Here is a 13,760-nt window from a genome sequence, read left to right on the forward strand (position 1 = left end):
GTGTCAACTATGTCTTGAGACCTAGTTGTCAATTATGTACTGAGACATCACACCGTGCTCTGCGACGGTGCCTCGAACCGGGAAGCGGTGCCTCGTCGATCTCGTCAGCACGCTGCCCTGTTGGTCGTGACCCGTAGGGGACCCGGACCCTCCGGCGGCGTCGACCGGGGTGACAAGACCACCTCTGATGAGTGCGAGATGCTCCGGAGGTTTACTCAGCGGCTGATCAGCCGCTACCCTCGAAGGTGAAACGGTGTCTTCCCCCATGCACCCGGACCGACCGCTCAGCGGCCGGTGCTGACCGAAAAGAGAATCCTGTGAAAGCGAAAGCACTTCTGCCTGTCATCGGGCTGTGCATGACTGCGCTCATCGCACAGCCTGCCCTCGCCACCACTGCGACCGACATGACCGCCGGTGCGGATGACGGTGTCGCCCTGCGCGCCACGTCCGACGGAAAACTCGAGAAGGGCGACACGGCCTTCGTCAACGTCACCGCGGCGACCGTGTGGACGTCCCCCGATTCGCCGCGCTCCGTCGATGCACCCGCCACGAAGGCGCCCGTCGACCTGGACGCCTGGAACAAGGCCATGTCGTCGACGGAGGTCCGCCGCGGTCTCACCGGCCTCGTGCAGACGCAGGCCCCCTACGGCGCGGAGCTCAACGTCCTCGACGTGCAGGGGAAGTGGGCGAAGGTCGCGGTCGCGGAGCAGTCGAGCCCCAAGGAGAAGCGCGGGTACCCCGGCTGGGTGCCGGTCTCGCAGATCGTGGAGAACGATCGGTTCGTGGAGCTCCGCGACGACCAGCCCACCGCTGTCGTCACGACCCGCTTCGCGGAGCTCGAGCACCTCCAGTTCGCAGAGCTGCCCGGTGACGAGGTCCCGGATGCGACGATCAACGTCGAGCTGCCGCTCATCGCCCAGGACGTCGAGGACGTCCGCGTCGCACTGCCCGGTGGCGGTGCCGCCTGGATCGACTACGCGGACGTGCGCGTCGAGGACCCGGATCACGACATCACCGCCGCTGACCCCGAGCCTGCTGACCTCGTGAAGACGGCTGAGGAGTTCGACGGGCTGCGCTACCTGTGGGGCGGTACGAGCTCCTACGGCTTCGACTGCTCCGGCTTCACCTACACGGTGTTCCGCGCGCACGACATCGACCTCGCTCGTGACGCGGGCGATCAGCAGAAGCAGGGCAAGGCGGTCAAGCGCTCCGACCTCTCGAAGGGCGATCTCCTCTTCTTCGCATCCGGCGGGAAGGGCCGTGCTCACCACGTCGGCATCTACGTGGGTGGCGGCAAGATGATCCACGCACCGAACGCGTCGAAGTCCGTCGAGGTCGTCAACTGGAAGTCGTGGGACTCCGGCAACCAGTTCGTCGAGGCCCGCCGCTACCTCTGAGTCGCCCCGCTACCTCCGAGTCGCGCCGCTAGCTCGGAGTCGCGTTACGGTGCTCGGAGGCGCTCGCCGTCTCCGAGCCGCTCGGCTGCCTCTGAGGCTCGCCCGACTCCGATGCATCCGCCCCCGAGTTCCCCTCGCGCAGCCGGATTGTCCGGTTGAGGTCGTCGAGTGCTTCGACGAGCAGCCTCCGCTGTGCGGCGGGGGCGTCAGCGTGTTCGCGCAACCAGTCCTCCGTGCGTGACACCACGCGGCGGGGTCGAGCCGACCAGTCGGGGTAGAGACCGACGACCAGTCGGCGGGAGATCTCGATGGGGCGTGTGGACCAGAACTCTGTGAGCTGCGCGAAGTAGTCGTCCACGCAGTCCTCGAGCATGGGGTGGGGGACGGGTGCGTTGATCCCGCTGATCCGTGCGGACAGCATGTCGTTGCTGAGCGTGGTGTCCCGTGTGGCTTCGTTCCATGCGGTGTGCCGCGCGATCGACAGGGGGCGGGATGCGCGGACCATCGCCGCGTTGACGGCGCCGGAGCCGGTGCGGTCCAGTACGGCCTCGGTGTCGATGTGCTCGATGTCCGCCCAGCCCAGGACGACGAGTGCCCGCAGCGCCATCCACCGCAGCGCGTGGTCGACGACCAGGCCGCCCGCGCCGTCGGTGAGTGCCCGGCCGGGCGGGGTGGCGAGCACATGGTTCGCGAAATGGCGGCCTCGGGCGACGGACCGGTCGGAGCCGCGCGCTCCAGCGGTGCGCGATGTGAGGCCCAGGGCGAAGCGGGCGAGGCTCAGCTGGCGGTCCGATCCTGCCGGCGTGTCTCCGAGCGTGTCGAGTACCGCGTCGAGCACCGCGGTGACCGCGTCGATCCGTTCCGTGTCGGACACCCACTGGTCCAGCGCCGTGCTGAGGGTCGCCATGACGGAGGCGAGGATCCCCGGGTGGTCCTCCGTCGTCAGTACGCCGGTCGCCGCCTGCAGGTAAGCGGGCACGGGCATGACACCGTCGCGGACGCCGTTCGCGAAGGACGAGATGACGACCGCCCGGTCGAGCGGCTCCAGGTCCGCGACGCGCTCGACCGCGGTCAGCTCCGACACGGCGTCCAGCCGCACCTTCGCGTAGTCCTGATCGCCGTGGTTCAGCAGGAGCAGTGCTGGCCTGGGCATCCCCACGAGCTGTGGCAGCTCCGCCGACTCCCCGGTCACCTCGACGTCCCACGTCCGCGTGAGACGCAGACGGTCGTGGTCGGAACCGCCGCCGAGGCCGTGGCCACCACCCGCTGGTGCGTCGCCGGCCGTTGGCACGTCACGACCCGCTGGTGCGTCGCCGGCCGCGGGCTTGTCGCCGAGGCGGTCGTCACCGCCCGCGGTCGCGCCACCGTCAGTGGAGGCGCCGTCGGTCGGCGCCGGTTCCGTGTCGGAGACGACGTCGAACGCGGCGAGTGTCAGGCGGTGCGGTCGCAGGGTCCCGGCGCCACCGGCGGGAGCGAACCCGTCGCGCTGGACCAGACGGGCCGAGGTGATGACGTCCGCTCCGGTCGGAACAGCGGCGTCGGCACCCTCAGTTGTCTCTGACTCCTCGGGATCGCTGGACCCGGACGGCGTCTCTTCCGCGGCGGGGAAGTCCGAGACGGTGGCCGAGCTGTCGGCTTCCCCGGCCTCGGAGCCGTTGCTGTCCGCACGCACCCCGCCGTCCGGAGTCTCGACGTCCGGGGCCGCTGCAGCGGGGGAGGTCTCGATCTCGAGTGTCAGCTCGGAGGTGCCGCGGGTCTGCAACCAGGCGGCGGCCCATGCGCGCACGTCGCGGTCCGGTGCGGCGTCGTCGAGGGCGGCGAGGAAGTCCTCCAGCCGGGCGTTGCCGAATGCGTGGGCGGCGAAGTACGCGTTGGAGCCCGCGAGGAAAGCCTCCTCCCCCACGTACTCGACGAGCGCCTTGAGGACGGAGGCGCCCTTCGCGTAGGTGATGCCGTCGAAGTTGAGCTTCGCGGCCTCCACGTCGGGGATGTCCGCGACGATCGGGTGCGAGGTCGGGTACTGGTCCTGGCGGTACGCCCAGTCCTTGCGGCGAAGGGCGAAGCTCACCCAGCCGTCGGAGTACTCGGTGGCCGACGCCAGCGCGTGCCCGCCCATGTAGTCCGCGAACGACTCCTTGAGCCACAGGTCGTCCCACCACGCCATCGTCACGAGGTCGCCGAACCACATGTGCGCCATCTCGTGGAGGATCGTGTTGGCGCGGGACTCCCGTTCGGCCCGCGTCGCCCGGTCACGGTGGATGTAGTGGTCCGTGAACGTCACGAGGCCGGGGTTCTCCATCGCCCCCAGGTTGTACTCCGGCACGAAGATCTGGTCGTACTTCCCCCATACATAGGGCTGATCGAAGATGCCGTGGAAGAAGTCGAGGCCCTGCCCGGTGACCCGCATGATGTCCTCCGCGTCCACGTGGGCGGCGAGCGACTGCCGCACGTGGACGCCCAGCGGGATCACCTCGCCGGTGCGCTCCACCCGGTGCTCACCCGTCACGGACGCGTACGGGCCCGCGCACACACACGTGAGGTAGGAGGACACGGGGTGGGTGGGGGCGAACCGGTGGAGACGGACGGGGCCGTGGTCCGGGTGGGTGCCGGCGGCCTCGGCGGTGAGGTCCGTCGTGGAGACCGCGGCGGTGTTGCTGAGCACCGTCCACTCCGCCGGGGCGAGCACCTGGAAGGTGTAGGAGGCCTTGAGATCCGGCTGGTCGAAGACCGCGGCGACCCGACGGGCATCCGTCGGCTCGTACTGGGTGTAGAGGTAGGTGAGCCCGTCTGCCGGGTCGACGAAGCGGTGCATGCCCTCGCCGGAGCGCGAATACTCCGCGTCCGCGAGGACGATGAGACGGTTCGCGCCCTTCCGGACGGGGAAGCGGACGCGTGCGCCGTCGAACACCTCGTCGGGACGCAGCGCGACCCCGTTGATCGAGACACTGCGGACCGAGGCGGCGATGAGGTCGATGAATGTGACGCCGTCGCCCCGCGCCGTCATGTCGACGGTCGTGCGGCTGCCGAACGACGCGACGTCCGGGTCCGCCGCGCCGGACAGATCCAGGTCGACCGCGTAGTGGTCGACGGTGAGCAGGGCGCTGCGCGTCTGAGCTTCGACCCTGGTCAGGTTGGTCGTCATAGTAGTCACGGCTCCGTGTGTCTCCTCATCTGCCCCCGTGCGGAAAGCATGTCACACCGCCCGCGAGCCGTCACCCGGAACCTCTGCCCACGACCCGCCCGTCGTCGCGCGGAACTTCTGTCGCCCAGCTGTCCGCCGCAACCCGGAACCTCTGCCCACGATCCGCTCCGATGGATAGAGTGGAAGGGTGGCTGAGAAGGGGCGATTGCGCAGGTGGAGCGCTACGGCGGAGCTGGTGGTGCGCAACCGCGTGCGCATGGGCACCCGCCGGCTGCGGCTGAACATCAGCCAGGTCCTCCAGCTGACGGTCGCCGCGACGTTCGCCTACGGCTTCTGCGTGTACGTGCTGGGCCACACCGCGCCGTTCTTCGCGGCGGTCGCAGCGGTCGTGGGGATCGGGCCGATGCTGGACCGGCGGCTGCGCAGGTCGATGGAGATCGGGTTCGGCGCGGTGCTGGGCGTCCTGTTCGGCGACCTGTTCGTCCACGTCTTCGGCAGTGGGCTCTGGCAGTTGGCGGTCATGCTGTTCTCTGCCGTGTGTCTGGGCATGTTCATGAATTCGGGAGCCATCTTCGTCACCCAGCTGGGTGTCCAGTCGATCTACATCGTCACGGTCCCCGCCGCGCTCACCGAAGGCACGTTCACCCGGACGATCGACGCGGTCGTCGGGGCGTCGACGGCGGTGCTGCTGGCGTTCATCACACCGTCCGACGCCCGCAAGCGTCCCCGCAACCAGGCCGCGAACCTGCTGGAGGAGATCACGATCCTCCTGCGCGAGGCCAGTGACGCGCTGCGCCGCGAGGATCCGCAGGCGGCCCGGCGTGCGCTGTCCCGTGCGCGGGACTCCCAGCAGTACGTCGATTCCTGGCGGGCTGCACTGCGGATCGCGGAGGAGGCCGCACGCATCAATGCGCGGTCCCGTCGCTATGTCGCGGAGGTGACGCGTCTGGCGCGCGCCTGCGAGTTCGCGGACCGGTCGATGCGCATGATCCGGGTCGTGCTGCGGCGGGCCGTGTCCGTGTCGGAGAACGGGGCTTCCGATCCGCTGCTCGCCGATGTGGCGGAGGGGATGGCGGACGCCGCCTGGGTGCTGCGGGCCGCGCTGCGGGAAGGTCGGGACCGCGCAGAGGCGGAACAGAGGCTCACGACCATCGCCGGCACCCTGCGCCCCACCCCCGCCATGCAGGAGGACATCGAGCAGACCACGATGCTGCTGCTCCTGCGCCCGCTGGTCGTCGACCTCATCCAGGCGGCCGGAGCATCCGCGGCAGAGGCGAACGCCGCCCTTCCGAACCTCGAGGTCGAACCGGAGACGGGCACGCTGCGCGTCGTCGACCGGGGTGAGGGGGACCGGGACCGTGAGGCGGATGCGTCGGGCGCGACTGTCCGAGACGAGGTGGGCCTGGAGACGTCCGACGTGGCCGAGGTGCCCGCCGGCGTGACCGGCCGGGGTACGGCGAGTGCGGACGGGTCCGGTTCGGGTACGGCTCGTCGGGACGAGCCCGGAGCCAGGGCGCCCGGTCCGGGCGGGACGGGTTCGGGCGGAGCCGGCACAGACACGGCTCCTCGGGGCACTGCGGCTGCGGATCCCGGGCCCGAGGCCGCCTCCCTCCCCGTCATCGCCGACCCGTCCGCCGGGGTGGGCCGGGCCGACGAGGTTGGCCCTGACGTGGGCCGAGCCGACCAGGTCGGCTCCGCCGAGGGCGGGGCCGACCAGCCGACGCGCGACGAGTCGGGGTCGGAACCCGGGGACGAGACCGACGGGCGGCGGGACGACTGAGGTGAGGGGACCTCGGCGGTGGTGTGGGGTCTCCTCACCGCGCTGACGGGCCATCGTGCTCAGGTGGACTCGACGAGGCAGACGATCGTCGTATCTGGTGCGAGCGCCTCATAGATGTGGACGGTGTCGCCGGCGTGACGGATGTAGTCGCCGGGCCCCGCGTCGATCGAATCGCCATCGACCGTGAGGCGCAGCCGGCCAGTGGACACGATGATGTGCTCGACCGTGCCGGCGGGGTGCGGCTGCGCGATGCGGGGAGCGCCCGGCTCCTGATGGATGAGGTAGACGTCGCGGCGCGCGTGCGGTGGGCAGGCGCTCAGCAACGCGGCGGAGTAGTCCGCGCTCGTGGACGGCAGGGGCATCGCCTCACCTCGGCGGATGACCGACAGCGGCGGACGATCCGATGTCAGCAGCTGCGCCAGCTGGACGTCCAGCGCCGTCGCGAGCGCCCAGAGGGTCTCCACGCTGGGATTCCCGCTGGCGCTCTCCAGCTGCGAAAGCGTCGACTTGCCGATGCCGGCGCGCTTGGCGGTCTCCGACAGGCTGATGCCCTGCCGCTCCCGTTCGCGCCGGAGCGCGTGGGCCAGGCGGTCCATCGGCGTATCCACGGGACGGGTGTCGTGGCTGCCCTGATCGCTCTGGCTGTCCGTTCCTCCGTCCATGGCCTCAGCATACCGGTCGTTCTGCATAAAGTCCTGTCGTTCGGTTGACGGAACGCGAATGGCGCGGGCACGATGGGCGCATGCACGCATTGAAGGGCGTTCCAGGTTCCGTGTGGCGGGACGCCACCGCCATGGGCGTCATGATCCTGCTCGTGGCGCTGTCCTACGGTGCGATCGCCCACGCGGCGGGCTTCCCACTGTGGCAGACGGTGCTGCTCGCGGCCGTGGCGACCGGGGGAGCGGCGGAACTCACCTTCGTGGGAGTCATCGCGGCCGGCGGACTGCCGATCTTCGCGGTCATGGGCGGGCTGCTCGTCAACGCGCGCAACTTCGCGTTCGGCCTGAGTATCGGCCAGTACGCGCCGGCGGGCTGGCGCACCTACCTCGCCGCACATCTGGCCAACGACGAGACCACGGCGTTCGGACGTGCAGGTCGCACCGACCGGGAGAAGTGGTCGCGGTTCTCCATCTCGGCGATCCTCCTCTTCGTCGCGTGGGTGGGCGGTGCCGCGCTCGGACAGCTGTTGGGTGCGGTGATCGACGCGGACAGACTGGGGCTCGACACCGCGCTGCCGATCCTCCTCTTCTGCCTGGTGGCGGGCGACCTGAAGGACCGCTTCCTGGGGGTGACCGCTGCGGGCGGGGCGGTGCTGGCGCTCGCCCTCACCCCGGTCGCACCGCTGGGACTCGCCTCCGTCGTCGCGCTGCTGGCACTGCTGCCGGCCGCCGGGTTCCTCAGTGCGCGCAAGCGCGGGAAGGAGAGCTGAGATGGAGACGATCCCGTTCTTCCTCGCGCTCGCCGGGCTGGCCGGCGGCACCTACGTCATGCGGCTGCTGGGAGTGCGCCTGGGTGCGCGAGCGCGAGCAGGAGGAGAGGAGACGACGGAGGCCACCGGTGCGCGTCTGTGGATGGACCGCGCGGTCGTCGTGCTCGTGCTGGCGGTCGCGGTGACGGGTGGCTTCTTCGACGGGCAGGAAGTCGCGGACACCGGCCGAGTGCTGGGCGTGGCGGCCGGCATGACGGCGGGCATGCTGCGGGTGCCCATGCTCGTGTGCGTGCTCATCGGGATGGTGGTGTGCGCCGTGGTCCGCGCGACCGGCTTCGGGTGGTAGAGGGCCGCGGCTGCGGACCGTCGCGGGCGGAGGCTCCGGACGGTCGTGGAGGAGGCTTCAGCCTGAAGTGCGGCTTCAGCCTCACCCGTTACGCTGGAGGGCATGCAGGCCATCGGATCCATTCAGAGCACCATCTTCCTCGTCCTCGTCACGGGGATCTTCGTGTTCGCACTGGTCGGTCTCATCTCCTCCCTCATGTTCTCGGACGAGATGTACCGTGCTGCCGACAAGCGGACGAAGAAGTTCTGGACGCTCATGATGGGCGGCGCGGTGCTCGTGAGCTTCCTGGGACTGCCGCCACTCAGTGCGATGCCGATGTTCATCACGATCATCGCGTTCGTCGCCGCCGCCGTGTACTGGGTGGACGTGCGCCCGGCGCTGCGCCTGGTCGACCCGCGCCGCCGTCGCCGCTGATCCGCGCCCAGGAGAGCTCACGGCTGTCTGAGCAGACGGCCTGCGGGGCCGGCAGCTGGCTGGGCCGGCGGCTGTCCAGGTCGGTGAGTATCGCGGCTCGCGACTGTGGGGGTCTGCCGTTGGCCGAGTCCGCGACTGTCCAGAACCACGACTATCCGCGTGCCATTCGGATCTCTTCCAGGCCGTCGATGTCGGGGTCGCTCTTCCTGGTGCCGTCCGGCTGGAACCCGTTCTTCTCGTAGAACCGGATCGCGCGGTGGTTCTCTGCTGCCACCCACAGGCAGGCAGGCTCTGAGCCGATCGCTTCGTCGAGCAGCCGCTGCCCCACGCCGCGTCCGTAATGCTCCTCCAGGATGTACAGCGCGAACAGTTCGATGCCGTGACGGTCGTCGTCCCGTGCTGGCCCGTGGATGCTGAACCCCACGACGTCATCTGGGCCTGTGACGGCGTCACCGGTGCCGGGCGCGGTGTCACCTGTACCCGTCGTGGCGATGCGCACCCGGTCCTGAGCCTGCTCATCCGCGAGGAGCGCCGTCCACATGCGCACGCGCGCTGCCCGCGCATCATCGTCGTAGAACCGCTCCGGAAGGAGCGACCCGTAAGCCTGCCGCCAGCCCTCCACGTGCACACGCGCAAGATCGGGGACGAGGCGCTCGCCGAGTGAGTGGTCCTCGCCGGGGCCTTCTGCGACCCGGGACAGGTAGACGCCAGGTCTTTCGACGACGTAGCCCATCCGCCCTCCTCCGTCAGTTGACGCTGAGCTTCCCACTTAATCTCCCACTGTGGGAAGTTGAGTGGGAAGTAGGTGGGAAGTTGCGTTCGCAGGGGAGCTGCACGCGGCCTCCGCGCCACACACCGCCGACTGGTTCGAGCCACCGTTGTCTGCGGGGTGCTCTCGAACCAGTCGGCGGTGTGTCGTCAGCGAAGTTCCGAGTGTCCGCACGGTCGCGGCGCGGGAACGAGCGGTGTCTCCCTCGCGTCTCCCTGACGTCATCTCTTTCTCCTTGCCCTGAGTACTCTGGGTGACCATGACGGCCCACCCCTCACCGACGGATCGCTCGGCACCGTCCACGTCGCCCACATCCGCCACTGACCGCAATCACCCCGGCGCGGACTCGCACTGGATCTCCCGGTTCGGCACGGGTGAGCCGGTCACGCTGTTCGCCCACGGCTTCTCCGGTCAGATCCGTGACACGCGCCCGTTCGCCGCGGGCATCGACGGGACGCGGGCGCTCGTCCACCTGGGAGGTCACGGCGGCCGGCTTTCACCGGGCGCCGGTTGGGACTACGGCACCATCGCCTCCCAGCTGTCCGAGATGCTCGCCCGGACGCAGGCGACCCGGGCGCTGGGCGTCTCCATGAGCGCCGGTGGCCTGGCCCGCCTCCTCACCTCCGGCGATCCGCACGCCGCAGCGCTGGAGAAGGTCGCGTTCGTGCTGCCCGCCTCCTGGGCCGGCTTCTCCCCGGCGCTGGCTCAAGCGATCGACGACAGCCTCGCTCGCCTCCGCGCACTGCTGGCCGGCGGCGACCGCGACGGAATCGTCGACTACTTCCTCTCCCGCGAACCCGCCGAGGTCCAAGCCCTCGAGCCCGCCCGCGCCTGGGCCCGCCAGAAGGTCGACGCTCTCCTGGACACGGACCTGTCCGACGGGGTCGGCCTCGCAGCGAAGATCGCCGTCGACAGCCCCGAGGCCGCCCAGCACTTCACCGGCGACGTCCTCGTCCTCACCCACGAGGACGACCCGTCCCACCCCGTCGAGGTCGCCCGCGACTATGCCGACGCGTTCCCGCAGGCGAGGTTGGAGATCCTGCCGCCCGGGTCGATCCTCTGGCGAGGCCGCGCCCGCATCCGCGAGATCCTCAACGAGTTCTTCAATGACTGACCCCACGGCAGCGCCTGAGCCGGCCTGCGCTGGTTCTGCCAGCACCGGCCAAGCCCCCACCGGATCCGGCCCCACCGCCCCGGATGCGCTCCGTCTCCGCCGCGTCCTCGTCGACGCGAGTGTCCTGGCGCCCGAACCGCTGTGGCTGTGGATGCTCGCACTCACCGAAGGCGTCGCCGCCGAGCACCGGCCCCAGCTGTTCGTCACGCAGGCCATCGGCTGGGAGCTGCGGCCCGCCCTGCGACGCATCGACCCGCGCCTGACCCGCGCGCAGGCGACGCTCGCCGCCCGTCTGCGGATGGACTCGCTCACCCGACCGCAGTCCTCTCCATCCGACCCCGCCGCTGAGGCCGCACTCACCGAGCCGCCGCCCGCCACCCCACTCACCGAGCCGCCCGCCACCACCGCCGCCGAGGCGCCGCCCACCGCTCCTCCCACGGGCCCCCGCCCGCACGTCCTCGATCCCGACGATGCGCACCTCGACGAGGCCGCGCTCGCCCTGGACGTGGACGTGCTGGTCACCGACGACATCCACGCTTTCGCACCGATCCGCACCGCGGCCCGCGGCTACGCACTGCTGAGCGCCGACGAGTTCCTCTGCACGCTCACGGACACCTTCGACCTCTCCGTGCCCGAGGCCGCGGACCGCTACCGCTCCCACCTCACCCGCGTTGCCCGGCAGGTGGGCCTCGAGCCGCAGCCCGGGTCGCCCAGCCACCGTCTGCGTCGCTCACGGGCACGACGCTTCGCGAAGCGGGTCGTCCGCAGCACGCGATAGCTGCAGCGCCGGATAGACTTCGGCCGTGAGAATCGTCGTCCTCTCCCTCCACACCTCGCCGGCGGCGCAGCCCGGTACCGGGGACGCCGGTGGGCTCAACGTCTACGTGTCCCACACGGCGGCCCAACTGGTGCGCGCGGGGCACTCCGTCGACATCCTCACGGCGGATCCCGCAGCGGCCGGCCGGACGGATGCCGTGGAACTCGGTGAGGGCGTCCGCCTCCACACCCTGGCGGTCGACGCGACGACGAAGGACGAGATGGGTGGCGAGGCCGCCCAGATCGCCCGCAGGATCGCCGCGGACGACGAGCTGGGCGCCCTGCTGCGCGACGCGGACGTCATCTGGGCCCACTACTGGGTGTCCGGGCTCGTCGCCTGCGAACTGCGGGATCTCACACCCACGCGCGATCCTGCGCTCGCGATGTCCTTCCACACGATCGCCGCCGTGAAGGACCGCGACCTGGAGGAAGCGCGTGAACCCGCTGAACGGCTGGCCGCAGAGCGCCGCATCGCCGCGACCGCGGACATCCTGCTCGCGAACACCGCGTCCGAGGCGCGCGACATGGCTGCGCTGCTGGACGCCGACCCCCGACGCATCCGCGTCGTCCCACCCGGCGTCGACACGGACACGTTCCGTCCCGGCCCGCTCCAGGACGCCCGCCGCGCGATCGGCGCGGAGGACGCGGACCTGCTCGTGCTGGGCGTGGGCCGCATGCAGTACGTCAAGGGCACGGACATCCTCCTGGACGCCCTGGCCCAGTTCGCCGCGACGGAACCCGTCCTCGCGGGCCGCACCCGCATCGTGATGCTGGGCGGGGCCTCGGGAGAAGCGGACGCGGCGGGCATGCAGGAACTGGCTGCGGCCTCGGCGGCGGGTTCCCTCATCGAGTTCCGGGACCCCGTCCCGGCCCGGGTGCTCGCCGACTGGTACCGGGCGGCGGACCTCGTCGTCGTCCCGTCGCGGTCCGAATCGTTCGGCTTCGTCGCCGCCGAGGCCGTCGCCAGCGGCACCCCCGTCCTCGCCTCCCAGGTGGGCGGGCTCGCCCACATCGTGCGGCCGGGGGAATCGGGGGTGCTCATCGCCGACCGCAGCCCGTACACGTGGGCGGACACCATCGCGGCGCTGCTGGCGGACCCCGCCCAGCGGGCGCGGCTGGCGGCCGGGGCGATCGAGCTGCGCGGAGAACTCAGCTGGGAGACAGCCGAAGCAGGCATGCTGGAGGTGCTCACGGAGCTGGCATCCCGCCGGGACAGGCGGGCCGCGACGGAAGGGGAAGCACATGAGTGACACCACGAGTGGCAACCACACGACGGCCGGAACGGGTGCGTCAGGGCCGGGTGCGACCTCGGCGGACGACGTCATCGGACTGGTCCGGCGCTGGGCCGCAGAAAATGAGGTCGAACTCGAGTCGGTGAGTGACGAACAGGCCGTCGTCATCCTGCCGGGGGAGAAGAAGCTCAAGACGAACGTGTCGATCCGCTCCGGCGCGCACACGGTCGACTTCCAGGCGTTCGTCGTGCGGAAGCCGGACGAGAACCGGGAGCGGTTCTTCCAATGGCTCCTGCAGCAGAACGGGCGACTGGGCGGACTGTCGTTCTCCGTCGACGGCTACGACGACGTCTACCTCAACGCGAGCCTGCCGCCAGAAGTGTTCGCCGTTGACGGTGCGGAGGACGTGCTCGACGCCTACCTGGGCCGGTTCCTCGCGATCGCGGACAAGTCGTTCAACGAACTGCTGGTGCTCGGATTCCTCACGAGCATGAAGCGGGAATGGGCGTGGCGGCTGGCCCGCGGGGAGTCGACGAAGAACCTCGCGGCGTTCGAGCACCTGGTCTCCGGTGACGACAACGAGTTCATCGGGACGTTCACCGACACGACCGGTGGGCCGGACGGCGAGGACCACCGACACGATGAGTGAGCGGCGCTGACTGAACGCACGAGTAGGTCGCGCCGGGGACCGAACACCGCTGGAGCACGCAGTGAGCGGGGATGACACGGCAGCGAACGTGCGGTGATGTGAGGAGGGAGTCGCGATGGGGCGACTGGTGTACTCGATGAACGTGTCCGCGGACGGCTTCGTGGAGGACGCGGACGGTGAGTTCCGGTGGTCGGAGCCGGACGAGGAAGTGCTCGCCGCGATCAATGAGGCCACCGCGCGGGCGGGCACGTACCTCTACGGTCGGCGGATCTACGAGCTCATGCACGTGTGGGAGACCGACCCCGGTGCGGCCGGGCAGTCGCCGGAATCCGCGGAGTTCGCGACGATCTGGCAGCAGGCGGACAAGGTCGTGTACTCGACGACGTTGGACAACGTGTGGACGAGGAACACGCAGCTGCGACGCGCGTTCGACCCCGACGAGGTGCGGGCGATCGTCGAGGCGGCGGACGGGGATGTGACGATCGAGGGACCCACACTGGCGGCGCACGCACTGCGGCACGGGCTCGTCGACGTCGCGCACTACTGGGTCCACCCGATCGCGGTGGGCGGCGGACTGCGCTTCTGGCCGGACGTGAAGCTGGACCTGACGCTGCAGCGTGCGCGCTCGTTTGCGAGTGGGGTCGTGGAACTCGTGTACGCACTGTGAGACGG

Annotated in this window: 13 protein-coding genes; 10 read left to right on the forward strand and 3 right to left on the reverse strand. The window is 70.2% G+C overall.

Annotated features, from left to right (window positions below):
* The first annotated feature begins 356 nt into the window (after window positions 1–356).
* Complete coding sequence (locus tag JFC09_RS10925; protein WP_232483485.1) at window positions 357–1,397, forward strand: C40 family peptidase; 1,041 nt, start codon at window positions 357–359, stop codon at window positions 1,395–1,397.
* 28 nt (window positions 1,398–1,425) lie between these two features.
* On the opposite strand, the gene pepN is transcribed toward JFC09_RS10925, so the two are convergent.
* Window positions 1,426–4,539: an aminopeptidase N gene (gene pepN / locus JFC09_RS16465; RefSeq protein WP_232483486.1), complete on the reverse strand. Its 3,114-nt coding sequence runs from the start codon at window positions 4,537–4,539 to the stop codon at window positions 1,426–1,428.
* 187 nt (window positions 4,540–4,726) lie between these two features.
* Here pepN and JFC09_RS10940 point away from each other — a divergent pair, with 187 nt between their 5' ends.
* Window positions 4,727–6,319: an FUSC family protein gene (locus JFC09_RS10940; RefSeq protein WP_332839742.1), complete on the forward strand. Its 1,593-nt coding sequence runs from the start codon at window positions 4,727–4,729 to the stop codon at window positions 6,317–6,319.
* A 59-nt stretch (window positions 6,320–6,378) separates the two neighbouring features.
* Here the strand turns inward: JFC09_RS10940 and JFC09_RS10945 are convergent, their stop codons facing one another.
* The gene (locus JFC09_RS10945) at window positions 6,379–6,981 is read right to left on the reverse strand and encodes a helix-turn-helix domain-containing protein (RefSeq protein WP_198394075.1); all 603 of its coding nucleotides are present in this window, start codon (window positions 6,979–6,981) and stop codon (window positions 6,379–6,381) included.
* Between the two features lie 80 nt (window positions 6,982–7,061).
* Between JFC09_RS10945 and JFC09_RS10950 the strand changes: the two genes are divergently transcribed.
* The 3 genes from JFC09_RS10950 (at window position 7,062) to JFC09_RS10960 (ending at window position 8,508) form a co-directional block, all read left to right on the forward strand.
* A complete protein-coding gene (locus JFC09_RS10950; protein ID WP_198394076.1) occupies window positions 7,062–7,748 on the forward strand; it encodes an AzlC family ABC transporter permease in 687 nt (228 codons plus the stop codon).
* A 1-nt stretch (window position 7,749) separates the two neighbouring features.
* Window positions 7,750–8,094, forward strand: a complete 345-nt coding sequence (locus JFC09_RS10955) for an AzlD domain-containing protein (protein WP_198394077.1) — start codon at window positions 7,750–7,752, stop codon at window positions 8,092–8,094.
* Window positions 8,095–8,196: 102 nt separating this feature from the next.
* Window positions 8,197–8,508, forward strand: a complete 312-nt coding sequence (locus tag JFC09_RS10960) for a DUF2516 family protein (protein WP_198394078.1) — start codon at window positions 8,197–8,199, stop codon at window positions 8,506–8,508.
* 151 nt (window positions 8,509–8,659) lie between these two features.
* Here JFC09_RS10960 and JFC09_RS10965 read toward each other — a convergent pair whose 3' ends face one another.
* Window positions 8,660–9,241 carry a GNAT family N-acetyltransferase gene (locus tag JFC09_RS10965; RefSeq protein ID WP_198394079.1) on the reverse strand — a complete coding sequence of 194 codons (582 nt, stop codon included), beginning with the start codon at window positions 9,239–9,241 and terminating at the stop codon, window positions 8,660–8,662.
* Window positions 9,242–9,536: 295 nt separating this feature from the next.
* On the opposite strand from JFC09_RS10965, the gene JFC09_RS10970 reads away from it, so the two are divergent.
* The 5 genes from JFC09_RS10970 to JFC09_RS10990 all read left to right on the forward strand — a co-directional run bounded on the left by JFC09_RS10970 (window position 9,537) and on the right by JFC09_RS10990 (window position 13,755).
* Entirely contained in the window at window positions 9,537–10,391 is an 855-nt protein-coding gene (locus JFC09_RS10970; RefSeq protein WP_232483487.1) for an alpha/beta fold hydrolase, read from the forward strand.
* Window positions 10,384–11,169, forward strand: a complete 786-nt coding sequence (locus JFC09_RS10975; RefSeq protein WP_198394080.1) for a PIN domain-containing protein — start codon at window positions 10,384–10,386, stop codon at window positions 11,167–11,169. Before JFC09_RS10970 ends, JFC09_RS10975 begins: the two co-directional genes overlap by 8 nt.
* 25 nt (window positions 11,170–11,194) lie before the next feature.
* Window positions 11,195–12,457: a glycosyltransferase gene (locus tag JFC09_RS10980; protein WP_198394081.1), complete on the forward strand. Its 1,263-nt coding sequence runs from the start codon at window positions 11,195–11,197 to the stop codon at window positions 12,455–12,457.
* The gene (locus JFC09_RS10985; protein WP_198394082.1) at window positions 12,450–13,088 is read left to right on the forward strand and encodes a YbjN domain-containing protein; all 639 of its coding nucleotides are present in this window, start codon (window positions 12,450–12,452) and stop codon (window positions 13,086–13,088) included. Before JFC09_RS10980 ends, JFC09_RS10985 begins: the two co-directional genes overlap by 8 nt.
* 115 nt (window positions 13,089–13,203) lie before the next feature.
* On the forward strand, window positions 13,204–13,755 hold the full coding sequence (locus JFC09_RS10990) for a dihydrofolate reductase family protein (RefSeq protein ID WP_198394083.1): 552 nt from the start codon (window positions 13,204–13,206) through the stop codon (window positions 13,753–13,755).
* Window positions 13,756–13,760: the final 5 nt, after the last annotated feature.

This window comes from Brevibacterium yomogidense, assembly GCF_016107685.1.
Taxonomy (GTDB): Bacteria; Actinomycetota; Actinomycetes; order Actinomycetales; family Brevibacteriaceae; genus Brevibacterium; species Brevibacterium yomogidense.